Here is a 25,144-nt window from a genome sequence, read left to right on the forward strand (position 1 = left end):
CTTTTTTTGATGCGATCGTTGAAAGCGGATCAGACGGCCGCGGAGATCCAGCGCGAGAGATCGCTCTTGGGAGCGGCGCCGACCTTCTGGGAGGCGAGCTTGCCGTCCTTGAACAGCATCAGCGTCGGGATCGAGCGGATGCCGAACTGAGCCGGGATCTGCTGATTCTCGTCGACATTCATCTTGACGATCTTGACCTTGCCGTTGAGCTCGGTCGCGATCTCCTCGAGCGCCGGGCCGATCATGCGGCAGGGGCCGCACCATTCCGCCCAGAAATCCACAACCACCGGCTCGGAGGACTTGAGGACATCGGCCTCGAAGCTCTGGTCGGTTACCTTGCTCGTTGCCATGACTGGCCGCCTTTCGGTTTCAGTGGGAGGCAATGCCACCCTTCGCAGCGAAGCTATGAACGACCGCCCCTTCGGTCAAGACGCGTGCATCGCAGGGCAGAGGCGAGGCTGACGCGTCACGATCCCCCCGAAACCAGGCTTGCCCCGACATTGATCGCCATCGCCAGGATCGACGTATTGAAGATGAAGGTCAGGACGGAGTGCAGCAGCACGACGGCCCGCGCCTCGCGCGTGGTCACGCCGACATCGGAGGTCTGCGAGGTGCAGCCGATCGTGTAGGAGAAATACAGGAAATCGATGTAGTCCGGGTCGCCCTTGCCCGGGAAGCCGAGGCAGGGCGTGGTCTTGCCGCCGCGATAATAGATGCTGGCATAGTGCAGGGCGAAGAACGCATGCAGCAGCGTCCACGAACACAGGATCGTGGCCCCGCCGAGCGCCAGATGCAGGCCGCGATCCGGCGCCGGCACCGCCCCGATGCCGGTGAGCTGAAGCACGATGGCGACCAGGCTCGCGCTCGCCGCAAGGCAGGCGATGATGAGAATCGCGAAGGCGCCCTCGTCCTGCCGCTCGGCCCGCGCCCGGATTTCATCGACGCTCTCGGTGAACATGGTCGAGGCGAGCAGAACGAGATAGAGGACCGTACCGACATCCCAGGCGATCAGCAATCGCGTCGCCCAGCGCCAGTCGCCGGGCAGCAGGACGGTGAGCCCGGCCCCCGCGGCCAATGCCACCAGAAGTCGTGGACGCAGGAGCAGCGACGGCAGGAGTTTCATGGGCGGGATCCAGCAGGGAACTCGACCGTAGCGTCCGGCGCCGCCCCGGCCAAGGTCGCGAGCGCCGCCGCGAGGCGCTCAGCGGAAAACTCGAAGCAGGCGAGGTTCGCCGTATAGACCACCAGCGCCCGCACCTGCCGGCCGGGATAGATATCCGCCAACAGCGCGGCATAGGCAGCAAGCTGGGCCAGCGTGCCGGCCGGAATCGCCTCGGTGCCGCGCGGCGGGTTCGCCGTCGTCTTGAAATCGGCGACGATCACGCTGTCGGGCGTTATCGCCAGCCGGTCGATCCGGCCCGAAACGACCCGCTCGATCCCGCCCGGAAGCCGGATCATGCCGGCGACCGGAACCTCCGCCAGCGCCCCCTCGGTGAAGAGCGCAGCGAGGTCGGGCACCGCCAGCAGGCGCAAGGCGTCGGCGGCGAGACGGGCGCGGCGCTCGGGCGGCAGCGCGCCGCCGCGCGCCTGCGCCAGCGCTTCGGCTGTTGCAGCGCGGCGCTCGGCCGGGACATCGGGCAGGAGTTGGAGCAGGAGATGCGCCAGCCGGCCGGCCGCAGCGGCCTCGGCCAGGAACGGCCCATCGCCCGGACGCTCCTCGCGATCGGCGGCGGCGAGCGCGCCGGACGGCTTCAGCGGCGGGGCCGGCTCGGCCTCCCGCACGACCGGGCGCGCCAGCCAATCGGGGGGCGCAAGCCCTGCCGGAGCGGGGGGCGGTTCGGGTTCATCCTCCGGAAGCGCCGGCGGCGTCACGGTGAAGCGCAGGATCGCCTCATCCCCCTCCCCGATCTCGCGCAGGCCGGCCTCGGAGGCTGCGAGCCCCTCAGAGATCATCGCATACCAGCTTCCCTCCGGCGCCTCGCCCTTGGCTTGCGCGGCACAGACGATCAGCCGGTCCTCGGCGCGGGTCATCGCGACATAGAGCAGGCGGTGATGCTCCTCGACCATCTGCGCCACCACGACCGCCTTGGCGCCAGCCGTCGCGGCGATGTCCTCGGCGCTGGCCGGCGGCCAGATCGGCACGAGAGAGCCGCCCGGTGCCGGAACGGCCATGATCTTCGGCAGGCGCTTGGCGCCGGGCTCGGGACCGAGATCGGCGAGGATGACGATCTTCGCCTCCAGCCCCTTCGAGCCGTGCACGGTCATGACGCGCACCTCGCCGGCGCTGGCCGAGAGGTCGCGCTTCACATCGGCGGCGCTGCCGCTGACATGCTGGAGGAAGCCCGCGAGCGAGGGGCCGTAGCGCCGCTCATGGTCGAGCGCGGCGTTGAGGAAGGCATCGAGCGCATCGCCGGCCTCGGCGCCCAGTCGCGCCAGAGCGAGATTGCGCCCGCCGCCGGGGCCGAGCAGATCGGCGAAGAAGCGGAAGGGGCCACAACGCCCGGCCTCACGGGTCCAGTGGATCAGCTTCGCTTCCACGGCGGCATAGCGCGGCTCGGTTCCGGCGGCCTCCTGCAAGGCGGCGCGCAAGGAACCCTTGCGGCCGGGGGCGAGGCGCAGGAGATCGTCGTCGTTCAGATCGATCAGCGGCGTCTTGAGCGCGGTCGCCAGAGTGAGGTCGTCGTCCGGCAGCAACAAAGCGCGGCCGAGGACGACGAGATCCTCTACCGCCGGATGCTCGGCCAGCGTCAGCCGGTCGCGGCCCGCGACAGGAACATCGGCATCCTTCAGCGCCTTGACGATCGCCTCGAACAAGGCGCCGCGCTGGCGCAGCAGGATCATCACGTCGCCGGCCTTGAACGGGTTGCCGCGATCGTCGCGGCGGTCGCGATGCCAGCGCTGCAAGGTGCGGGCGATGCGCTCGGCGAGCTTGACCGTGCCGCTGCGGCGCTCGGGCGCATCGACCGGGGTGGTCCAGGCGTCGGGCGGCTCGCCCGTATCGTTGGCGGCGAGCGGCCAGATATCGACCGTGCCGGGCGCGCTGCGGCGCACCGTGTCATGCGTTTCCGGCCGCGCCGCGCCGTCGAAGACGAGGCCGCGCGCATGCTCGGGCACGGCGAAGACGGCATCGACCGCCTGCATGATGTCCGGCGCCGAGCGGAAGGAGGTGTTGAGGCTGATCGCCTCGAAATCCAGCTGCGCGGCCTCGATCCGCCTTTCCAATGCGCGCCTCTCCTCACCGAAGGCGGCGGGCGCGGCTCCCTGGAAGCCGTAGATCGACTGCTTCTCGTCGCCGACGACGAAGATGGTGCGCGGCTTCAGCCGGAGATCGCCGCCGCTGGTGAACTCCTCGGCGAGCTTGCGCAGGATCGCCCATTGCGCCTCGCCGGTGTCCTGCGCCTCGTCGAGCAGGATGTGGTCGATGCCGGCATCGAGCTTGTAGAGCACCCAGGCGGCCTCGACCCGCTCCAGCAGCGAGCGCGTCCGCGCGATCAGGTCGTCATAGTCGAGCAGCGAGCGCAGGCTTTTCTGGCGTTGGTAGGAAGCCAGCATGCGCGTCACCAGCAAGGCGAGCGCCGCGCTGCGGTCGCGGATGGCGATCGCGTTCAGCCGGTCGGACGCCGTCAGCAGACAATCCGCCAGCGCATCGAGCGTCGCGAGCAAGGCGCCGTCGAAGGCGGAGTTGCCCCGCCCACGCACATTGCTGTTGATCGTCCCTTCCGCGGTGATGAAGCCGCGCCGGCAAAAGGCGACAGGGTCGCCATCATCCTGCCCGGCGAGCAGCGCGCGCAAGGTCGCGGCGAAATCCTGCCGGGTCTTGCTGCCGGCGGCGAGCGCCTCGATCAGCGCCTGCAGGCCGGGCAGCGCGGTGAATTCCGAGCGAAAAGCGGCCTTGACCGCATCGGCTGTGAGATCGGGCGCGATGCCGAGGAAGGCGGCGATGCCGGCGCGCATCTCCTGCGGATCACGGGCACGGCCGTTCGCATCGCTGAACAAAGCGCGCTGGCGCAGCGCCTCCTGTACCATGCTCTCGAATGAGTCCTGCGCCGCGAGCCGCGCCAGCAGGTCGAGCGCCGTCGCCTCCGGCCCTTGCGGATTGGCCGCGACGAGCGCGAGCAATTCGCGCCGCGCCTCGCGCAGCATCTGCGCCTGGGCGAGATCATCCGCGACCTCGAAGCGCGGCGGCACGTTCGCCTCGAAAGGCGCCGCCTGGAGCACGCGGGTGCAGAAGGCGTGGATCGTCTCGATCCGCAAGCCCCCCGGCGTCTCCAGCGACTCGGCGAAAAGGCGGCGCGCCTTGGCCTGCTCGGCCATGGCCGGCATGCGCCCGGTCAGTCGCGTCAGCTCCCGGCGCAAGGCTTCCGGGTCGAGCGTCGCCCAGTTGCCGAGCGCCTTGAAGATGCGGTTCGCCATGTTGGCGGCCGCCGCCTTGGTATAGGTGATGCACAGCATCCGGCCGGGCGGGACGCCGTCGAGCAGCAAGCGCAGCACCCGGTTGACCAGCACATGGGTCTTGCCGGAGCCGGCATTGGCCGAGACCCAGGCGGAGAGGCCGGGATCGGCGGCCCGCGCCTGCCTCTGATTGGTCAGCGGCGGAACGATCCAGCCCGGCTTCATGGTTCGCCCCCTTCGTCTCCGCCGGGAGCGGCCGACCATTCCTTGACCCGGGCGAGATGATCGTAGGGGCTGGCGTAGCGGATATAGTCCGGCGCGCGGCGCGAGACATAGGCCTCGCGGCCGGAGCGCAGCGCGTCGAGATGCTTCAGCAGGTTGTCGAGGTGCCGGGCTGCGACATCCGCCAGCGGCTCGCCGTCGAAATCGAGCGGCTTGTCCTTGGCCCAGCCCTTCGGATCGTGATGCAGCTTCATGTAGAGCAGGCCTGAGACCGGCGTCGGGCCGGCCAACCCCTTGAAGCCGGCGCGGGCGGCAAGTTCGGCTTCGAGCGTGAGCTGGGGGGCGAAGCCCTTTTCCACCTGCGCCTTGCTCGGCGGTGCGCCGGTCTTGAAATCGACGATGCGCAGGCTCGGCTCGCGGGTCAATTCGATACGGTCGGCGCGGCCATGCAGGCGGAACTCGCTGCCATCGGCCAGCGAAAAGCTCGCGCCGGTGCCGAGTTCGACCCCGATGCGGGCGATCTCGCCGCGGCGGCGCTCCTCCCAGCGGACGAAGTGGCCTGCCGTCAGCAGGAAGCGCGGCCACCAGAAGGCGCGCACCTCGGGCACGTCGTCATAAGCCTGGAACAGGCGGTTGCCGATGGCGACGACCTGCCCCAAGGCATCGGCCGGCAATTGCTCGGGATAGGTCCTGGTGAAGTCCTCGACGATGCCGTGCAGCAGCTTGCCGCGATCCTGCGCGGTCGGGTCCTCGATCAGCTGATCGAGCGCATCGAGCTTCAGGATCTTGCGGGCATGGATCTGATAGGGGTCGCGATAGAGCGTCTCGACTTCGGTGACGCTGAGCGACAGCGGCTGCCATTCGCGCGGCGGGCGCGGCGCCGGGCGCGCCACGGGCTTCGCAGCCGCCGGCGCGCTGAGCAGGGCAGCGAAGCCGCGCAACCGATCGCCTCGCTCAACGGCGGCTTTCCAGATCTCCGCCGGCGCCACGGCCTGCAGGCGCTGCCAAAAGCGCGAGGCGATGGTTTCCGCCTCCCCTGCCTTGCGCGGGCGCGTCAGCGTGACGGTCGGCGCCATCAGCGCCTGGATGAAGTCATGCGCCGTCTGGCCGATGCGGCGCTCCGGCGGCGTCAGGCCGAGCTCGGCGCGCATCGGGCGGTTGATGAAGGAATCGGTCGTGGTCTGCGGCGGCCAGACCGTCTCGTTCAGCCCACCCAGCACGATATGGTCGGCTTCGAGCAGGCGCGCCTCGAGCAAGCCCCAGATGGCGACGCGCGGATGGCCCGGCGCCTTGCGCGCGACTGCGCGCTCGCCCAGCAAGCCGTCGAGGATCGCGACGAAATCCTGGGCCCGGCCGCCCGGCGGCATCACGGTTTCGGCAGCAACCAGCTCGTCGAACAGCCCGGAGAGCGCCTCGCCATCCGGCCCGACAAAGGCGAGCGGTTGACCGGCTTCGCCCGCACTGAAGGCGGTGACGGCCTCGCGGGCCGCCCGAACCACGCGGGCAAGCGACGGCTCTTCGAGAAACAGGGCTTCGAGCAGGGGCGCGCTCGCCCGCTCGACGGCGTGCAGCAGCGTGGCGGCAGCGGCACGATCCTCCACCGTCAGCCGCGCCTGCGGGCCGGGCACGTGCCGGTCCTTGCGCAATTCGTCCCATTGGTCGAGCGCGACATTGAGGCCGGCGAGCCCCTTGCCGACCGCATTGCCGCGCCAGGTGCCGATCTCCAGCGCCGCCGCGCCACGCGCGACCGCCTCGCGGCTCAAGCCCAACCGACAGAGCGGGTGGGCGAGCAAGGGCACCAGCGTCGCCGGCGTCATCTGCGCCAGCGCCGCCTCCAGGATCTGCCGCAGCAGCGCGCCCGCGGGCCAGCGGCCGAGCGGCAGGCCGGCGGAATCGTCGACCTCGACGCCCCAGCGCCTCAGCTCGACCGCGACGCGCTCGGCAAGGCCCCGGTCCGGCGTCACCAGTGCCGCATGGCTCCCCGGCTGCTCCAATGTCTCGCGCAGCGCCAGCGCCACGGCCAGCGCCTCCTCGCGCTCATCCGCCGCCTCGACGATGCGCAGGCCATCGAAGGCAGCCTCGGCCATATCCTGCGGCACGCGTCGGCCGAGATCGGACCAGAGCTCGGTGACCGAGGCGGGCAACGTCGCCTCACCTACGAGGTCGGCACGGGCGCTGCGGGCGGCATCGGGCACGGCGAGCTCGCGCACATCGGCGCGCGTCGCCTGAAGCACCTCCATCAGGCGGTGCAGCGCGGCTTGCGGGTGGGATGGGGCCGGCTCGGCCTCGATCGCCGTCCAGCTCCGCTCGTCGAGCCCGAGGTCGATGCCGGGCAGCACCACGGCCCCGTTCGGCAGCCGGGCAATGGCCGTGAGCAGTTCCGCCGTCGCGGGCACGGTGCCGGTCGAACCGGCGGCGATGATCGGCCCCTTCGCTTCGCCCGCGAGAAGCCGCTCGCGTTCGGCCGCCAGCATCCGGTTGCGGAAGTCGGCGGGATCGCAAGCGTCCAGTTCGGCAAGGATCTGCGGCCAGGCCTCGCCGAGAATGCCGAGGAAGCCGGCATTGAGCTGCCAGACCTTGTCGAAGCGCGCGGCATCGAGCTTGCCCAGCCGTTCGACAGGCACGCCCTCGGTCTGCATCTGGTCGAGCAGGGCGGCGAGATCGCCGGCCAGCCCATAGGCCTCGGCCAGCGTCGCCGGCACCAATGACGGCTCGGACGGGTCGAGCCGGAGATGGCTGCGATTGGCGCTGCGGCCCCAGGCATCGACCAGCCTGGTCAGCAGCATGCGGCGCGTCAGCGGCTCGATCGGCGCGACGCGCTCGCCCGCCCAGGCGCCGGAGCCGATCAGCGCCGTCTCGGCCTCGTCGACATCGCCGAGCGGGACGATGCGGGGCAGGAGCAACGGCCTGCCGCCGAGCCTGCCCGCCAGGATCGCGGTGAAGGCGCGGGCGGCGCGGCGCGTCGGCAGATAGAGCGTCGCGCGCGCCATGGCGGCGGGATCGGCCGGGTCGTAGACCGGGCCGAAGCGGCCCTCGACCATCGCCCCGGCCAGCACCTCCAGAAACGGCGCGCCGGCCGGGATGTTGAACAGGTTGAGCTCAGGCATCGACAGGCTGGGCGGCGAGCGCGGCCTCGGCCGGCGCGATCGCGTCGGGCGTGCCGACATGGAGCCAGCGGCCTTCCAGCACCTCGCCGAAGAGGCGGCCCTGCGCGATGGCACGGTCGAAGAGCAGGTTGAGCGAGAACGGACCATCGGGCGTGTCGGCAAAGAGCCCGGGCTTCAGAATGGCGACGCCGGCATAGACCCATGGCGCGCGCGCGGCCGAACCACGGCGTGTCAGGCGCCCGTCCGCGCCGCGGAAGAAGTCGCCCGCACCGTCGAAGCCGAGACTGGTTTCGAGATCGGCGAGCAGCAGCAGGATGTCCATGCGCTCCGGGTCCCAGCTCCGCGCCATCGCCGGGAGCGCCGGCCGGCCCGTCTCGCGCCAGAGCGCATCGGAATTGGTGTGGAAGAACGGCGTCGTGCCGAACAGGGGTAGCGCCTTCTTCACGCCGCCGCCGGTCTCGAGCAGTTCGGCGCGCTCGTCGGAGATGGTGATGCGCGGCTGCTGCCGGGCGGCGAGATGCGCCTCGACCTGGCCGGCGAGGTGGTGGACGTTGACCACCGCGTCCTCGACGCCCGCATCGGCCAGCCGGTCGAGCATATGGTCCAGCATGGCTCGCCCGCCGATCCTCACCAGCGGCTTCGGCAGCGTATCGGTGATCGGGCGCATGCGCTGGCCGAGGCCCGCTGCGAGCACCATGGCCCGGCGGATCGGCGGCGTAGCGGGTTTGGTCACGCGAATCTCTCCCTGTTCGTCGACCGAAGCTAGCAGACAAGGCCGCAGACCACACCGTCCCTGCCGCGGGTCCCGGCCCGGCGGCGCTCGCTCCTGCCGGCACCGCGGAACCATGCCGGCCATGCGCGGCGCGGGATTGTCAGCGCCGGTTTCTGCGGTCAAAGCCTTGCCCGAAACGAGGATGCCGGAATCGGCACCGGGAACGGATGGAGCGGGATATGAGCTGGGGCAATCGCGATTTCATGGTGCCGGGCCGTTCGGTGGCGGTCGGCGAGCGCGGCATGGCGGCGACCTCGCATCCGGCGGCGACGCTCGCGGCCGTCGACATCCTGCGCGCCGGCGGCAACGCCGTCGACGCGGCCATCGCGGCGGTCGCGGTGCAGGCGGTGGTCGATCCGCATATGACCGGCATCGGCGGCGACTGCTTCGCGATCTATGCCCCGGCCGGCGGCAAGATGGTCGCCATCAACGGCTCGGGCCGCGCGCCCGCCAAGGCCGAGCTCGGCTGGTTCCTCGGCCAGGGCCTGACCGCGATCGCGCCGGATTCGCCTCATGCCGTCACCGTGCCGGGCGCGATCGACGCCTGGTGCCGCCTCAACGCCGATCACGGCAGCAAGAGCCTCGACGAGATCTTCGCTGCGGCGATCCGCGCCGCCGAGGAGGGCTTCGTGGTGACGCCGCGCGTCTCGCTCGACTGGAACCGCTATCGCGGCCGCATCGAGAAGCACGGCCTCGGCAATGCCGTCTACCTGCCCGGCGGCAAAGCGCCGATGACGGGCGACAAGATGGTCCACCCCGCTCTCGGCAGGATGCTGCGCCGCATCGCCCGCGAAGGCCGTGCCGCCTTCTATGAGGGCGAGGCCGCCGAGGAGATGGTCGCCGTGCTGAACCAGGCCGGCAGCCTGATGGCGGTCGAGGATTTCGCCACCGCGAAGCCGGACTATGTCGATCCGATCGGCGCCGCTTATCGCGACCACCATCTCTGGGAGTGCCCGCCGAACGGCCAGGGCATCGCGGCGCTGCTGATCGCGCGCATCCTCGACGGCTTCGATCTCAAGGACGGCAAGCTCGGCGAGGCCGATCGCATCCATCTCCTCGCGGAGGCCAGCAAGGCGGCCTATCGCCAGCGCGACGCGCTGGTCGCCGATCCGGCTGCGAGCCCCTTCGACACCGAGGCGTTCCTGTCCGACGCATTCGTCGGCCGGCTGCGGGCGCAGATCAGCCTGGAGAAGGCGGCGAAGCCTGAAGCCTTCGACATGCCCTTGCACAAGGACACGATCTATCTCTGCGTCGTCGACGGCGACGGCAACATGATCTCCTTCATCAACTCGCTGTTCTCGGCTTTCGGCAGCGGCATCTATGCGGAAAAATCCGGCGTCATGCTGCAGAACCGCGGCTCGGGCTTCCGCCTGATCGAGGGCCATCCCAACGCCATCGCGCCGCGCAAGCGCCCCTTCCACACCATCATCCCCGGCATGCTCGCCAAGGGTGGTCGTGCGGTGATGCCTTTCGGCGTGATGGGCGGTCAGTACCAGTCGACCGGCCACGCCCATTTCATCTCCGGCATTCTCGATCGCGGCCTCGATCCGCAGCAGGCATCCGATGCGGCCCGCAGCTTCGCCTATGACGGCAAGCTCTCGCTGGAGCCGACGATCCCCGAAAGCGTCGCGGCCGATCTCAAGGCACGCGGCCATGACGTGGTCTGGGCCGAGGAGCCGCTCGGCGGCTGCCAGGCGATCTGGGTCGATCACGCCCGCGGCGTGATGTTCGGCGCCTCCGACCACCGCAAGGACGGCATGGCGCTGGCGGTCTGAGGAACGCACCCTTAACCGCGCGCCCGCTATCGCTGGCGACAGCGACGGAGGGGCGCGTGGCGCAGGAACGGTCATTCGGCTGGGGAATCATGGGCACCGGCGCCATCGCCGGGCTCTTCGCCGCCGATCTCGGCCTGCTGCCGCAGGCACGCATCGCGGCCGTTCATTCGCGCTCGCAGGACAAGGCGCAAGCCTTCGCCGACCGCCTCAGTGCGACGGCCTATGACGACGAAACAGCCTTTCTCGCCGATCCGGCCGTCGCAGCGGTCTATATCGCGACGCCGAACCATCTCCATGCCGCGCAGGCGCTGAAGGTCATCGCCGCCGGCAAGCCGGTGCTGATCGAGAAGCCGATCGCGCTGAAGAGCGGCGATGTCGAGGCGATCGCGCAGGCTTCACGCGAGCGCGGCGTCTTCGCCATGGAGGCGCTGTGGAGCCGCTTCCTGCCGGCGGTGCGCGCGGTCCGCGAACAGCTCGCGGCAGGGCGGATCGGAGACGTCAGGCGCATTCGCGCGGATCTCTCCTATGCCCATCCGCAGGAGCCGGGCAGCCGCTTCTTCGATCCGGTCCTAGGCGGCGGCGCGGCCTTCGATCTCGGCGTCTATCCCCTGTCGCTGGTGCTGCATCTGCTCGGCGAGCCGCAGGCCGTCAGCGGGCGCTGGCTTGCGGCGGCGAGCGGCGTCGATCTGCGCAGCGAATTCAGGCTCGACTATCCGCAGGCCGTGGCCGAGCTCTCCTGCGGCTTCGACCGCAACGGCACCAATCGTTTCCTGATCGAAGGCACGCGAGGGGCGCTGCTGATCGAAACCCCGTTTCTGAAGGCGCAGCGCCTGAGCTTCGTCAGCGATCCCGTTCGGGCTTCAGCGGTCTATGAGCGCGGACAAGGCCTCGCGACGCGCTTCCTCGACCGCATTCCGAAGGCCGGACGCCGCAGCGAGGTTTTCGCCTTTCCCGGTCACGGCCTGCAATTCCAGGCGGAGGCGGTGATGGCTGCGGTTCGGGCCGGGGAGACGCGTTGCGCGACGATGCCGCTCTCGGAAAGCGCGGCGGTGCTGCGCATCATCGAAACCGTGCTGGCCCAGCCGCCGGCAGGGCGCGGCTGATCAGAAACGCGATCTCACCCGATAAGGCTGCGGCAGGTCGCGCGCACTGTTCAGGGCCAGCGCGAGTTCCGTGATGTGCAGCGCCAGAGCGCCGGAGAAGCGTGGCGCCTCTCCGCGAGCGATCGCCTCGGCCTGGTCGGCGATGCCGCGCATGAAATCGATCTGCGAGGGGAAGTTCGGCAGGGCCTTGCTCGCTGCCTGCGCCGGATAGGGCAGGCGCCGGCCGGGCGTCGGCTTCCAGGGCAAGGCGCGCCCGAGCTTCGCCTCGGCGCGGGTCAAGAGGCGGCCGAGCAGCGGGCGCGGCGCGTCGGTTTCCTCGACATGGACGGTGGAGCGGTTGTCCCAGAGGTCGCGCACCGTGAGCGAGCCCTTTTCCGCGAAGATCTGCAATGACCGGTCGCGCGGCGCGGCGAGCCCGTTCGTCAGCCTCGCCACGACGCCGGAATGGAAGCTCAGGCAGCCGACCGAGAAATCCGGCGCCATCGCGATATGCCCGGTGCCCGGCCCCTTGTCCGGAAATGTCACGGCGGAGAAGGCGGTCAGGCTCTCGACCGGGCCGAACAACGTGACCAGCCAGGAGAGCGCGTAGCCGGCATGCTCCAGCGTGCAGCCGATCTCGAACTCGTGCAGCCCCGGCCAGGGCGCACCCGAGCGCGAGCGCCAGCGAGCCCAATTGTCGCGGAAGACCGGCCCGTCCTCCATGGCGGCATAGACCAGCCGGGGCGCGCCGATACGCCCCGCACGCAGCGTCTCATCGACAAGGCGATGCGCGTCGCTGAGCCCGTTGGCAGGGGCCGTCGCCAGTGTCAGCCCGGAGCCTTGCGCCTGCGAGATCAGCGCCTCGGCTTGCGCCAGCTCCATGGCGAGCGGCTTCTCGCAATAGACATGCTTGCCGGCAGCCAGCGCGCGATGGGTGATCTCGTAATGGCTTTCGGGCGTCGTCAGGTTGACGACGATGCCGACCGAGGGGTCGGCCAGCAGCGCGTCGAGATCGGGATAGGCCGGGACATTGTGGAAGCTGCGGAAGGCTTCGAGACGCGCGCCGTCGCGATCCCAGACGCCGGCAAGCGACAGTGCCGGGTGGTTCGCAAGCGTCGTCATGTAATAGTCGGCGACGAAGCCCGTGCCGACGAGCGCGATCTTCATGATGCAGTCCCGTTCCGCCAGCCTCGCAGCCGGCGGAACAGGCTATGCCATCCAAGAATGAAGATCGGCTTTCGCGAAAGCGCGACTTCAGGCCGCGCCGATCGCGTTGGACGGCGTCTGGCGGTCGGTGATCTGCTGGCCGAACAGGCTGCCCGCCAGCTCGACGGCGAGACGCGCCGTCTGGCCGCGATCGTCGAGGAAGGGGTTGAGCTCGACGATGTCCATCGAGCGCACCAGCCCGGAATCGTGAAGCAGCTCCATCACCAGATGCGCCTCGCGATAGGTCGCCCCGCCCGGCACGGTGGTGCCGACGCCCGGCGCCAGCGGCGGGTCGATGAAATCGACGTCGAAGGAGACGTGCAGCACGCCGTTGGCCGCGCGCACCTTCTCGATGACCTGGCGGATCAGCACGCCCACGCCATGCTCGTCGATGGCGCGCATGTCGGCGACATCGACGCCGCGTGCCTTCACGGCCGCCTTCTCGAGCGGATCGACCGAGCGGATGCCGAACAGGCTGAGCTGGGCCGGGGTGATCGAGGCGCGGGGTTCCGTGCCGAGCAGATCGTCGAGGCCGGCCTCGCCGCAGAGAAAGGCCGAGGACATGCCGTGCATGTTTCCGGAGGGCGAGATCGCCGGCATGTTGAAATCGGCATGGGCGTCGAGCCAGAGCACGAAGAGCTTGCGGCCCTGCTCCTGCCAGTGCCGCGCGACGCCATTGACCGAGCCCATCGACAGGCTGTGGTCGCCGCCGAGGAAGATCGGCGTGGCGCCGGTCCGCGCCAGCTCATAGGCGCGGGCGCTGAGCGCGCGCATCCAGGCGGCGATCTCAGGGTAGAAGCGGGCGTTCTCTGGCGCCGGACCGTCGACGGGCGTCAGGTCGCGCGGCAGGATGTCGCCATGATCCTCGACGGTGTAGCCGAGCTCTTCCAGCACGCGCGTGAGCCCGGCGGTGCGCAGTCCGGCGGGGCCCATCAGCGCGCCGCGACGGGAGGCACCGACCTCGATCGGCGCGCCGAGCAGGGCGATGCGGCCCTGGGAAGCGGGTGCGTTCGCGGAAGAGGCGGTCATGCTGGCGGTCCGTTGATGGTGGCTTGAAAGGCGATGACGCCGATGTGCCGTCATTGGCGCATCGGCTTCCACCTGTCGAGTGCCGCGCCAGCGTGACCGCTCTGTGTCGGGGGCGCTCAGCCGAGGCCGAGCACGCCCTTGAGCTTGGCGAGGTCTTCCGCGAGCGTGGTGATCGTCGCGGCGAGCGCCTTGCGGTCGGCCTCACTCAGCTTGTCATAGGTCTCGAAGCCGCCGTCCTGGAGCTTGTATTTGGCCAGCGTCCTGTCGACCGTGGCGAAATTGGCGTCGATCTTCTCGGACAGCGCCTTGTCGTCCTTGACGACGAGCGGGCGCAGCAGGTCGACGATCGTCTTGGCGCCGTCGACATTGGCCTGGAAGTCCCAGAGATCGGTGTGGCTGTAGCGATCCTCCTCGCCGGAGACCTTGGTCGCGGCAACCTCCTCGATCAGTGCCGCCGCGCCCCCGACCATCTTGTCCGGCGGAACGGTCAGCCCCTTGATGCGGCCCTGCAACTCGGTGACGTCGGCCATGAGCGTGTCGGCGAAGGGGCCAAGCCCCTCGGTGCTGTTCTTGGCGAAGAGCCCGTATTCGATGCGGTGGAAGCCGGTGAACTCCGGGTCCTCCTCCTTCTTCTCGTGATCGTCGGCGCGCGAATCGATCTTGCCATCGAGATCGCTGAACAATTCCGCGACCGGCTCGATCATCTCGTAGGAGACGCGGGTGGGCGCATAGAGGGCCTTGGCCTTGGCGAGGTCGCCGGCCTTGACCGCGTCGGTGAAGGCTTTGGTGTCCTTCACCAGCTTGTCGACGCCTTGCGAGACATAGAGCTTGTACGCGGCGACGGGTGCGACGAGATCGAGCGGCGAGGCGGCCTGCGCCGATCCGGCGGTCACAGCGGCGATCAGGCTGGCGCCGGCCAGCCATGCGAAGCGCAAGCTCATATCAATCTCCTGTCTTGCGGGGGGAAGTCGAAGCCGCGGCGGGAACGATGCCGCGCGCGGCCCGGATCAGGCCTGCGCCGAGATAGCTGCCAGCGTCAGGCACGCCGGGCAGCGCGAAGAAGTAGCCGCCGCCGACGGGCTTGATGTATTCCTCGAGCGGCTCGCCATCGAGGCGCTTCTGCACGGCGATGAAACTGCGCTCCAGATCTTGCTGGAACGAGATGAAGAGCAGCCCCATGTCGAGCTGGCCGGCGCGGGTGACGCCGTTGGAATAGTTGAACGGCCGGCGCAGCATGCGGCTCGGTTCCGTCTCCGGCCGGCGCGGATTGGCCAGCCGGATATGGGCGTCGAGCCTGGTGCGCTTGCCTTCGGGATCGTCGGCATAGGCGGGCTCGTCATATTCGCGGCTGCCGCCCATCGGCGCGCCCGATGCCTTCATGCGGCCCATGATGTCCTGCTGCTCGCTGAGCGCGGTGCGGTCCCAGCGCTCGACGAAATTGCGGATGATACGCACGACCTGATAGCTGCCATGCGCTGCCCAGCCCGGCTCGTCGGAGCCTTCCTGCACCCAGACGAGATGGTCCATCAGCGCCTTCTCGGTGGTGTCGGGATTGGCCGTGCCGTCGCGGAAGCCGAGCAGGTTGCGCGCGCTTTCGGGCGGTTCGCCCGGCCTCGCATCGGTCGATCTGGCCTGGCGCACCGGCACGCTGCCTTCCTGCTTCCAGCGCAGCAGCAACAGATCGGGCGTGTTCTTCAGGATGTCGCGCAGCGCGTGGATATTGGTGTCGGCGGTGTTCGAGCAGATCTGCAGCAGGAGATCGCCATGGCAGAGCGCGCCGTCGAGCGCGTCGTTCGGAAAGCGCTTCATCCGCTGCAGGCGCTTCGGCTTCAGCGGGCTCAAGCCGAAGCGTTCGTCGAAGAGCGAGGCGCCGAGCGCGACGGTGACGGTGAGATTGTCGGGCGCGATCACCGGGCCGAGGATGCCGCTGTCCGGCGGCGGAAAGCCGGGATCGGCGGTAGGCGCCGGGCCGCCCTGCATCAGGAAGGCGATGCGCTCGGTCAGAATGCGCAGGAGCCGGTCGAGCTCGTCGAGCGAGGTGGCCGCGACATCGAAGGCGGCGACGAGACCGGTCGCGGGACGCGGCGTCACGATGCCGGATTGGTGCAGGCCGTGGAAGGGCTGGCGTTGGGCGGTCGCGTCGCTCTCGGGCGCTGCGGCCGGGTTTTGGGCCGGTTGAGGCGCCGCCTGCGCCAGCGTGGCGCCGCCGATGGTTGCCGCGCCGCCGGTCAGCAGCGAACGCCGCGAGGGGGCGAAGCCCTTGCCCGGTTTCGTCACGATCTGCGCTCCGTCTCGGGCAGGGCGAGCGCCTTGCGCATGGCCGCGAGGTCCTCGGCCAGCGCCCGCGTCGCGCCGCCCGGCTTGGCGTCGCGCGGCAGGCCGGCAAGATCGGCCCCGGTCCGCGCCGCCAGATCGGGGTCGATGCGCGCCGTCAGCGGCAGCAGCAGCCGCGCGATGGCACTCGCGGCGGCGACATCCTCGGGCGCGCTCGTCTCGCCATCCTGCGGCGACAACAGCGTGATCGCCCCGGCCAGCATGGTATCGGGCAGCACGGTGCGCTGGCTGAGCGCCGTGCGGAAAGCCTCGCCTGCCTGCCGGATCTCGGCGGGGACGGCCGCTGTATCGCCGGCAAGGGCGGTTTGCACCCTGGCGAAGAGCGTATCGAGCTCCGCGTCGCCCGCCGTCGCGGGACGCAGCACCGGAAGGAGCGCCATGGCGTCACGGCGAGCCTCGCGCGCGGCCTGTGCGTCTCCCGCCGCCTGTGCCTGCTCGAAGGCATCGAGCGCGCTGCCGAACGCGGCCGTGCGCTCGCTCAGGACAGCGCGGTATTCGGCGGCCGGGCCGACCATGTCCATCAGCGTGAGCGCCGGCCGCGGCTGCGCCGTCGAAGCCTGGACGATCAGGCGGCCGCGCGGGGCGCTGAGCAGGCCGCAGGTGATGCTGTACTCGCCGGGATGGAGCTGCGTGGTCAGACGCCGCGACTGGCCGGGCGCGATGTTCTCGCGCTCCTCCAGCACCATGACGCCGTCGAGGATTTCCCATTCCAGCACGCGTTCGCCGCGATTGGTCACGACGAAGCTCAGCCTGCCGGCGGGGACCGTCAGCGTTGCCGGCTCGCAGCTCTTGTCGGTGATGGCGACGGCGATCTCGTTCCTGTCCGGCGTGGCGGCGCGCCGGTTGCCGGCGGCATAGACGAAGGCACTGATGCCGCCGCAGATCAGCAGCAGCGTGGCGACGCCGGCAAGCTTCAGGCGCGGCGAATGGCGGGTTCCGGCGCGCGCCACCGTGGTGGCCTGGTCCTGGCCGCCCGCCCTGAGGAAAAGCACGAGCGCCGGCACCAGGAAGGCGAGATAGGCGATGACCTCGCCGAGCGCGGCCCGCTCCTGATAGCCGAAGAAGCCGGAGAGGATTGCGCCCAGCGGACCATCGGCCGGCAAGGTCGTGCCGAGATCGTAGACGTTCTGCTGGAGATGGTTCCAGAGCCCGGCCTCGTGCAGCGAGCGCACGGCATTCGCGACCAGCCCGGCCGCGACGAACAGGATCAGGATGCCGGTCCAGCGGAAGAAGACGCGCAGATTGAGCTTCACGCCAAGCGCATAGATGGCGTAGCCGGCCGCGACAGCGAGCAGGATGCCGAGCCCGGCGCCGAGCGCAGGTCCCCAGCCTCCGTTCTGCTGGAAGATGGCGAGCAGGAAGAAGACCGATTCCAGCCCCTCGCGCACCACGGCGAGGAAGGCGAGGCCGACCAGCGCGAAGCCCTGATGCTCGCCGGAAAGCGCCGCATCGACGCCGGCCTGCAATTCGCCCTTGATCGAACGCGCCGCCTTGCGCATCCAGAACACCATCGAAACGAGCATGGCGGCGGCGATCAGGCCGATGACGGCCTCGAACAGCTCCTGCCCGCGCTGCGGCAATTCCCCCGCGACGATGTCGAGCGCCGCGCCGGCCACCAGGCTCGCGGCGCAGGCGAGGCCGACGCCGACCCACAGCGCCGGCAGCCATTCGCGCCGCCCGGTCCTGACCAGATAGCTCGCGACGATGCCGACGATCAGCGCGGCCTCGATGCCTTCGCGAAGCATGATGAGAAACGGTACGATCACGGCGAACCAGGCCCGGTTGCGCGTCGCGGCCGATGCCGTTCGCGGCGCAGATGCCCTGTTGCCTAGGCATCCCGCACCGGCCGGTCAACCAAAACCGTTCAGTTTAGAAGCATAATAAACTACTGATATCACTGCATTATTGCCACAATCGACAGCTTGGCGTCGCAGCCGTGGCGGCCTCCCCGGCAGGCATGCCCGCCGCGTGGTCGCGACGCCGCGGAGCCGCGGCGGCCGGGCCCCGGGGCCCCTCAGCGCCGCTTCATCAGGATCATCTTCTCCTGCGTCATGTCGTGCATGGTGAAGGGGATGCCGCCCGTGCCGTAGCCCGAGACGCGCCGGCCGGCGAAAGGCATCCAGTCGGTGCGGAAGGTGGTGGGGTCGTTGATCATCACCGCCGAGGCGTCGAGCCGGTTGGCGGCCCGGAGCGCAACATCGATATCCTGCGCGAAGATGCTGGACTGGAACGAGACCGGCAGCGAATTGGCCCGGGCGATGGCGTCGTCGAGATCGCGGAAACGATAGATCGCGACGGCCGGCCCGAAGATTTCCTCGCGCGAGATGCGCGCTTCCGGCGCCGGATCGACCAGCACCGTCGGCTCCAGCGTCGTCTCGGAGAGCCGCTTGCCGCCGGCGAGCAGCTTGGCGCCGCCCTTCACCGCCTCGTCGATCCAGTCGGCGACGCGGTCCGCCTCCTTCGGCGTGATCAGCGGGCCGACCTCGGTGTCCCCGAGCGTCGGATCGCCGGTACGCAGCTTCTTGACCCGCGCGACGAGGCGCTCGGTGAAATCGTTGACGATGGAATCATGGACATAGATGCGCTGCGTCGAGACGCAGACCTGGCCGGCATGATAGTAGCCGCCCTTCACGATCGGCTCGATGATCGCCTCGAGATTGGCGCTCCTGTCGACGATCGCCGGCGCGACGCCGCCATGCTCCAGCGCCGAGCGCGCGCCGGGCGCGAGCTTCGAATGCAGGTACCAGCCGACCTTGGCCGAGCCGATGAAGCTGAGGAAGGCGATGCGCGGATCGGTCGCGAGCTTTTCCGCCAGCGCGGTCTCGGCCGGCACGAAGGTCTGGCACCAGGCTTCGGGCAGCCCGGCCTCATGCACCAGCCTGACGAAGTCGATGCAGGAAAGTGGCGTCGTGCCGGCCGGCTTGACGATGACCGGGCAGCCGGTCGCGATCGCCGGCGCGACCTGATGGACGATCAGGTTGAGCGGATGGTTGAAGGCCGAGATCGCCGCGACGATGCCGATCGGCTCCTTGGTGGTGAAGGCCCAGCGGCCATCGGCCGCGGCGGACAGCCCCATCGGGATCTCGCGGCCGGCGAAATTGCGCAATTCGTCGGCGGCATTGTTCACGCCGTCGACAGCGCGATTGGCCTCGACGATGGCGTCCGGCAGCGGCTTGCCGCCCTCGCGGGCGATCTGCATCGCGAAATGGTCGCGCTTCGCCTCGAGCAGCCCGGCGAGCTTGCGCAGGATCGCCATGCGCTGATGCGGCTTCAGCCAGTTGTCGCGGTCCTTGAAGACGGCCTGCGCGGCCTGGAGCTTGCGTTCCAGAGCGGCTGCGTCGTCGGTCTCGATCTCGGTGATCGGCGCGCGGTCATAAACCTGAACAACCTGAAGCATGGTCGTCTCCTTCAAAAAACGCGATGAATGTGAAAGCTCAGGCCAGATCGACGTCGGGCACGCGGTTGCGCAGTTCTTCGACGAGGACGCGGGTGTTCTCCGAATAGTCGATCGGGCAGTCGACGAGATGGACGCCGCCGCCCTTGAACGCGGCTTCGAGCGTCGGCACCAGCGCTTCCGCCGAGGTCACGCGCGAGCCCTTGGCGCCATAGGCCTGTGCGTAACGCACGAAATCGGGATTGCCGAAGGTCATGCCGTAGTCGGGGAATTTGTCGACGGCCTGCTTCCAGCGGATCATGCCATAGGCGCCGTCATTGAGAACGAGCACGACGAGGTTGAGCTTGAGCCTCACCGCCGTCTCCATCTCCTGCGAATTCATCATGAAGCCGCCATCGCCGCAGACGGCCATGACGCGCCGGCGCGGATGCAGCATCGCCGCCATCATCGCCGAGGGCAGGCCGGCGCCCATCGTCGCCAGCGCATTGTCGAGCAGCAGCGTGTTGGCGACATGGGTGCGGTAGTTCCGCGCGAACCAGATCTTGTACATGCCGTTGTCGAGGCAGACGATGCCGTCCTCCGGCATCACCGCGCGCACGTCATGGACGAGCCGCTGCGGCGTGACCGGGAAGCGGTCCTCCTCGGCCCGGTCGTTGATCTTCGTCAGGATGCGCTGGCGCAGCTCGAGCATTTTGGCCTGCTCCGGAAGCTTGCCGCCGAGCCTGTCGCCGAGCGCCGTGACGCTCGCGCCGATGTCGCCGATCACCTCCGCATCGGGATGGTAGACCTGCTCGACATTGGCCGATTGGTAGCCGACATGGATGACCTTCGGCCCGCCAGCGCTGCGCATCAGGAAGGGCGGCTTCTCGACCGTGTCGTGGCCGACCGCGATGATGAGGTCCGCCGCGGCGACGGCCTCATGGACATAATCGCCCTCGGACAGGGCAGCGGTGCCCAGATAGAGGTTGGAGCCGCCGGTGACGGCGCCCTTACCCATCTGCGTGTTGAAGAACGGCACGCCGATCTTGCGCACGAAGGCCGAGAGCGGCTCGACTAGGCGCGGCCGGTTGCCGGCGGCACCGATCATCACCAGCGGGCGCTTGGCCGCGAGGATCATCTGCGCCGCGCGGTCGAGCGCGACGGCCGGGGCGACGGGCTGGTCGAGTGGATGGACGGGGATGAGCGGGATGTCGTCGATCTCCTCGGCGGCCACATCCTCCGGCAGTTCGAGATGGACCGGGCCCGGCCGCTCCTCCATCGCGACGCGGAAGGCATCGCGCACCACGGAGGGGATGCTGGCCGGGCTGACGATCTGGCGCGTCATCTTGGTCAGCGGGCGCATCGAGGCGACGACGTCGACGATCTGGAAGCGCGCCTGCTTGGCGGTCATGATCGCCTTCTGCCCGGTGATCAGGATCATCGGCATGGCGCCGAGATGGGCATAGGCCGCGCCGGTCGAGAAGTTGAGCGCACCAGGACCGAGCGTCGCGATGCAGACGCCGGGCTTGCCGGTGAGCCTGCCATGGGTCGCGGCCATGAAGGCCGCCGCCTGTTCGTGCCGCGTCAGAACCAGCTCGATCTTGGATTTGCGCAGGGACTCGACGACATCGAGATTCTCCTCGCCCGGAACGCCGAAAACGCGGTCGACGCCTTCATTCTCCAAAGCCGCAACCAGAAGATCGGAACCCTTCTTCATCGTCGTCGCCTTTCCGTCGAGCTGCCCTGCCAGGTCAGCAACGCTAGGCTCCCGACGTAGGAAGGCAACCACGGAGTTACGAGCGCGCCTCGCGCATGGCGGCTTCCGCCTGGGCGCCGTGGCCCCGACCAGGCACTCGCGCGGCCCGGAGGCCGCCGCCTGACAGAGGAAGAAAAGTAAATGCGGCAAGTCGTCGCTTGTATTCATGCCGACGACGGCCATTCACGGTGACGTGAATGCTAGTGAAATCGCGGAGGCATTGGAAATCAGGTTCCGACAATTAGCTGGGTGCTTGTGGGCGTAAGAACAGGAGATTGTCATGATTTCGCGCAAGACTATTGCCGTCGCCGCCGCGCTTCTGCTGTCCGCAGCCGGTTCTACGGCCTATGCCGCCGAGCTCGGGGCGGAAAGCATCGTACATGAGCAGGCGCAAAATAACCGCGCCCTGGCCGAGCAGAGCCAGTATCTCGCCTATCACGAGCACTTCAAGGGGCAGCCGACCCGGGCCTTCGTTCCGGCCGGAACGTTGCCGCACCACAACTGAGCGCTCGTCGAGCAGAACAGAAGAGGGGCCGTCCCGCACGGTCCCTTTTCGATTCCGCGACGCGTGGACGGCCCTGCATCAGGCCGCCTGGCGTAGCGCGATCTCGAAGGGAGTGAGGCTGACCGTGCCACCCCGCACCGTGGCCAGCGTGTTGCAGGGCAGCGCCTGCCAGCATTCGCGCGCCGCATCGACGGGCTCGGAGGCGATGACGACGCTGTCGGCCTTCTGGCAGACATAGAGGCTCGGCGGCCGGTCGTCGGAAGACCAGCGCACGGCATGGATGGTCTCGCCATCGGCGAGGGCCGCCGCGCAGCGCAGCGGCTCGCGCGTGCCGGCCTCCTCCATCAAGGACAGCGCCGTCGAAAGCGCCGCAGCCAGCGCCTCGCCGGCGGCGAGCCCGCGCGCCATCTGCCCCATCGCCAGCAGGAAGATCGCTTCGGAATCGGTGGTGCCGGCGCGCACGCCGTAGAGCGCGTCCGGAATCAGGTTCTCGAGCTTGCGACGGATCGCGCCATAACCGCCGATCTGGCCGTTATGCATGAAGAGATGGCGGCCATGGACGAAGGGGTGGCAGTTGGCGCGCGTCGTCGCCGTGCCGGTCGCGGCCCTGACATGGGCGAAGAACAGATGCGAGCGCACCTGCCGCGCGATCGAGAGCAGGTTCTCGTCCGACCAGGCCGGCCTGACCTCGCGATACTGCCCGGGTTCGGAGCGTTCCCCGTACCAGCCGACGCCGAAGCCGTCGCCATTCGTGCCGGTCTTGGCCTCCTCGGCATGGAGCGACTGGTGGATCAGCGAGTGGCAGGGCGAGGCGATGAAGTCCTCGAGAAAGACGGGCACGCCGGAATAGGCAAGGAAGCGGCACATGAAGGGCTCGAATCGGCCGGGGCGGATGGTCGAGAATAATATTCCTCAAAAATGAATGGCGACATAATGATCATTCTCCGCCATGGCGCCGCGACCGTGAGGACGGCAGCTGGGCGCCTTGCAGAACCCTCTCGCAGCCCGCCCGGACACGTGCTTCTTTCGTCTAATGGATAAGGCGTCCCCCGTCTTGCGCCGCTGCATGTGCTCCTATACCCAGCACGTAAACGGCGCATAACCGGCAGACGGGCGAAGCATGACCGGGCCTGCGCGCATCTCGATGGGAGCGGGGACGTGAAGGGCCTTCTTGCAGTCAGCCGCGTGATCGACGCGGTCAACGGCTTCATCGGCCGGAAAATCGCGTGGCTGATCCTTGCGGCGGTGATCGTCGCGACCGTCAACGCCATCATCCGCAAAGTCTTCAACGTCTCGTCGAATGCCTGGCTCGAACTGCAATGGATGCTGTTCGGCGCGGTCTTCCTGATGTGCGCTTCCTGGACGATGCAGGTGAAGGAGCACATCCGCATCGACATCGTGAACAGCATGCTGCCGAAGCGCGTGCGGCAATGGATCGAGCTGCTCGGCCATCTCTTCTTCCTGATGCCGTTCTGCCTGCTGATCGTCTACCATTCCTGGCCGTTCTTCCTGCGCTCCTACGAGATCAACGAGCAGTCGCTCTCGGCCGGCGGCCTGCCGCAATGGCCGGCGAAGGGCCTCGTCATCGTCGGCTTCCTGATGCTGACGATCCAGGGCGTCTCCGAGATCATCAAGCAGATCGCGATCATGCGCGGCGATCTCGAGGATCAGGAGGTGGCTGCCGGTCACGCCGCCGCGGCGGAGGCGGAAGCCCAGCGCCTGCTCGATCAAGCCAAGGAACAGGGCCTCGCTTCGTGAGCGGCCCGCAAGAAGTCCGGAAACTCGCCATGCACGCACTTCGCCTTCCGCGCGCCGCCGGCCTGCTGCTCGCGCTCACAGTCCTCGCCTTCTTCAGCCTGCACACCGGCGACGCCTTCGCGGCGGGCGGCGGCATCGGCGATTTCCTGCGCGTCAACATGGCGCCGGTGATGTTCGCCACCCTCGTCGTCTTCCTGCTGCTGGGCTATCCCGTCGCCTTCGCGCTCGCGGCCAACGGCCTGCTCTTCGCGCTGATCGGCATCGATCTCGGCCTGTTCCAGGAGAATTTCCTGCAGGCTCTGCCGGAGCGCATCTACGGCACGATGAACAACGACGTGCTGCTGGCGATCCCGTTCTTCACCTTCATGGGCCTCATCCTCGAGCGCTCCGGCATGGCCGAAGACCTGCTCGACACGATCGGCCAGCTCTTCGGCCCGGTCCGTGGCGGCCTCGCCTATGCGGTGATCTTCGTCGGCGCGCTGCTTGCGGCCACCACCGGCGTCGTCGCGGCCTCGGTGATCTCGATGGGCCTGATCTCGCTGCCGATCATGCTGCGCTACGGCTATGACCGGCGCCTCGCCTCGGGCGTCATCGCGGCCTCGGGCACGCTGGCCCAGATCATCCCGCCCTCGCTGGTGCTGATCGTGCTCGCCGACCAGCTCGGCCGTTCGGTCGGCGACATGTATGAGGGCGCCTTCATTCCCGGCCTCGTCCTGGCCGGCCTCTACGCGCTCTACGTCTTCCTCGTCACCATCGTCTATCCGAAGCGCGCCCCGGGCCTGCCGCCGGAAGCGCAGACGCTGCGCGACGCCGACGGCAAGACCCGGCGCTTCTCGCTGCTCGTCGTCACCGTCATCTCCTTCGCCATCGCCTACGCCTATATGAAGCTCTTCACCAAGGTGACGGCGGGGTCGGACTTCGTCGTGCTGACGATGTCGATCGCAGTCGGCGTGTCCTTCGTGATCGCGCTTATCAACAAGGCGCTGGGCCTCAACCTGCTCTCGCGCATGGCCGAGCAGGTCGTGTTCGTGATGGTGCCGCCGCTGGCGCTGATCTTCCTGGTGCTGGGCACGATCTTCATCGGCGTCGCCACGCCGACGGAGGGCGGCGCCATGGGCGCGGCCGGCGCGATCCTGCTCGCCTGGGGCAAGAAGCGCATGAATTTCGAGCTGCTCCGGCAGGCGACGGAGTCGACCGCCAAGCTCTCGGCCTTCGTGCTCTTCATCCTGGTCGGCGCACGCGTCTTCTCTCTCACCTTCTACGGCGTCAACGGCCATGTCTGGGTCGAGCACCTGCTGGTCGGCCTGCCGGGCGGCGCGACGGGCTTCCTGATCGTCGTCAACGTGATGGTGTTCCTGCTCGCCTTCTTCCTCGACTTCTTCGAGCTGGCCTTCATCATCGTGCCGCTGCTCGGCCCTGCGGCGGACAAGCTCGGCATCGACCTGATCTGGTTCGGCGTCATCCTGGGCGTGAACATGCAGACCTCGTTCATGCACCCGCCCTTCGGATTCGCGCTGTTCTTCCTGCGCTCGGTTGCGCCGAAGAACCCCTACAAGGACAAGATCACCGGCAGGATGATGCAGCCCGTCACCACCGGGCAGATCTACTGGGGCGCCGTGCCCTTCGTCGTGATCCAGTGCATCATGGTCGCACTCGTCGTGCTCTTCCCGCAGATGGTGATGCACTACAAGGCCTCGGCCGTGCAGCTCGACCAGAAGGCGATCGACAAGCAGTTCGACTCGATCCAGGTTCCGACCATCGGCGGTCCGGGCGGCTTCGACTTCACCGCGCCGCCGGCGATCGATCCACCCAAGCCCTGAGCAAGGAGACAGC

18 protein-coding genes and 1 pseudogene are annotated in these 25,144 nt (G+C 68.8%); 5 read left to right on the top strand and 14 right to left on the bottom strand.

The window, feature by feature from the left end; all coding sequences use genetic code 11:
* Positions 1-29: 29 nt before the first annotated feature.
* The 5 genes from trxA to IED13_RS18425 all read right to left on the bottom strand — a co-directional run bounded on the left by trxA (position 30) and on the right by IED13_RS18425 (position 8,454).
* Positions 30-350, bottom strand: a complete 321-nt coding sequence (gene trxA / locus IED13_RS18405) for a thioredoxin (RefSeq protein ID WP_038366779.1) — start codon at positions 348-350, stop codon at positions 30-32.
* A 116-nt stretch (positions 351-466) separates the two neighbouring features.
* Positions 467-1,123, bottom strand: coding sequence for a DUF1345 domain-containing protein (locus IED13_RS18410; protein ID WP_112763841.1), 657 nt, complete (start codon positions 1,121-1,123; stop codon positions 467-469).
* Positions 1,120-4,617, bottom strand: a complete 3,498-nt coding sequence (gene addA / locus IED13_RS18415; RefSeq protein WP_191125032.1) for a double-strand break repair helicase AddA — start codon at positions 4,615-4,617, stop codon at positions 1,120-1,122. Before addA ends, IED13_RS18410 begins: the two co-directional genes overlap by 4 nt.
* Entirely contained in the window at positions 4,614-7,721 is a 3,108-nt protein-coding gene (gene addB / locus IED13_RS18420) for a double-strand break repair protein AddB (RefSeq protein ID WP_191125033.1), read from the bottom strand. Before addB ends, addA begins: the two co-directional genes overlap by 4 nt.
* A complete protein-coding gene (locus tag IED13_RS18425) occupies positions 7,714-8,454 on the bottom strand; it encodes a nucleotidyltransferase family protein (protein ID WP_260368368.1) in 741 nt (246 codons plus the stop codon). Before IED13_RS18425 ends, addB begins: the two co-directional genes overlap by 8 nt.
* Before the next feature lie 218 nt (positions 8,455-8,672).
* Between IED13_RS18425 and ggt the strand changes: the two genes are divergently transcribed.
* Positions 8,673-10,268, top strand: a complete 1,596-nt coding sequence (gene ggt / locus IED13_RS18430) for a gamma-glutamyltransferase (RefSeq protein WP_191125034.1) — start codon at positions 8,673-8,675, stop codon at positions 10,266-10,268.
* Between the two features lie 89 nt (positions 10,269-10,357).
* A complete protein-coding gene (locus IED13_RS18435) occupies positions 10,358-11,371 on the top strand; it encodes a Gfo/Idh/MocA family protein (RefSeq protein ID WP_191125079.1) in 1,014 nt (337 codons plus the stop codon).
* On the opposite strand, the gene IED13_RS18440 is transcribed toward IED13_RS18435, so the two are convergent.
* The 8 genes and pseudogenes from IED13_RS18440 to IED13_RS18470 form a co-directional block, all read right to left on the bottom strand.
* The gene (locus tag IED13_RS18440) at positions 11,372-12,517 is read right to left on the bottom strand and encodes a Gfo/Idh/MocA family protein (protein WP_191125035.1); all 1,146 of its coding nucleotides are present in this window, start codon (positions 12,515-12,517) and stop codon (positions 11,372-11,374) included. It abuts the gene before it with no gap.
* An 87-nt stretch (positions 12,518-12,604) separates the two neighbouring features.
* On the bottom strand, positions 12,605-13,585 hold the full coding sequence (gene rocF, locus IED13_RS18445) for an arginase (RefSeq protein WP_038366767.1): 981 nt from the start codon (positions 13,583-13,585) through the stop codon (positions 12,605-12,607).
* Positions 13,586-13,701: 116 nt separating this feature from the next.
* Complete coding sequence (gene efeO / locus IED13_RS18450) at positions 13,702-14,526, bottom strand: iron uptake system protein EfeO (protein WP_133565959.1); 825 nt, start codon at positions 14,524-14,526, stop codon at positions 13,702-13,704.
* A gap of 1 nt (position 14,527) precedes the next feature.
* On the bottom strand, positions 14,528-15,862 hold the full coding sequence (efeB, locus tag IED13_RS18455; RefSeq protein ID WP_260368370.1) for an iron uptake transporter deferrochelatase/peroxidase subunit: 1,335 nt from the start codon (positions 15,860-15,862) through the stop codon (positions 14,528-14,530).
* Positions 15,859-16,923, bottom strand: coding sequence for a cupredoxin domain-containing protein (locus IED13_RS28920; protein ID WP_260368386.1), 1,065 nt, complete (start codon positions 16,921-16,923; stop codon positions 15,859-15,861). The genes efeB and IED13_RS28920 overlap by 4 nt, the downstream gene beginning before the upstream one ends.
* Positions 16,897-17,685: pseudogene (efeU, locus tag IED13_RS28925) on the bottom strand (iron uptake transporter permease EfeU); the annotation flags it as partial. The gene IED13_RS28920 and the pseudogene efeU, both read right to left, overlap by 27 nt.
* Positions 17,686-17,933: 248 nt before the next feature.
* Positions 17,934-19,316, bottom strand: a complete 1,383-nt coding sequence (locus IED13_RS18465; protein ID WP_191125037.1) for an aldehyde dehydrogenase family protein — start codon at positions 19,314-19,316, stop codon at positions 17,934-17,936.
* A 37-nt stretch (positions 19,317-19,353) separates the two neighbouring features.
* Positions 19,354-21,009: an acetolactate synthase large subunit gene (locus tag IED13_RS18470; protein WP_191125038.1), complete on the bottom strand. Its 1,656-nt coding sequence runs from the start codon at positions 21,007-21,009 to the stop codon at positions 19,354-19,356.
* Positions 21,010-21,328: 319 nt separating this feature from the next.
* Here IED13_RS18470 and IED13_RS18475 point away from each other — a divergent pair, with 319 nt between their 5' ends.
* Complete coding sequence (locus IED13_RS18475; protein WP_191125039.1) at positions 21,329-21,553, top strand: hypothetical protein; 225 nt, start codon at positions 21,329-21,331, stop codon at positions 21,551-21,553.
* 78 nt (positions 21,554-21,631) lie between these two features.
* Here IED13_RS18475 and IED13_RS18480 read toward each other — a convergent pair whose 3' ends face one another.
* Positions 21,632-22,420 carry a class II glutamine amidotransferase gene (locus tag IED13_RS18480; RefSeq protein ID WP_191125040.1) on the bottom strand — a complete coding sequence of 263 codons (789 nt, stop codon included), beginning with the start codon at positions 22,418-22,420 and terminating at the stop codon, positions 21,632-21,634.
* 291 nt (positions 22,421-22,711) lie between these two features.
* Between IED13_RS18480 and IED13_RS18485 the strand changes: the two genes are divergently transcribed.
* Complete coding sequence (locus IED13_RS18485) at positions 22,712-23,311, top strand: TRAP transporter small permease subunit (RefSeq protein WP_191125041.1); 600 nt, start codon at positions 22,712-22,714, stop codon at positions 23,309-23,311.
* Positions 23,312-23,469: 158 nt separating this feature from the next.
* Entirely contained in the window at positions 23,470-25,131 is a 1,662-nt protein-coding gene (locus IED13_RS18490; RefSeq protein WP_038366913.1) for a TRAP transporter large permease, read from the top strand.
* The last annotated feature ends 13 nt before the right edge of the window (positions 25,132-25,144 follow it).

This window comes from Allobosea spartocytisi, assembly GCF_014764685.1.
GTDB lineage: Bacteria > Pseudomonadota > Alphaproteobacteria > Rhizobiales > Beijerinckiaceae > Allobosea > Allobosea spartocytisi.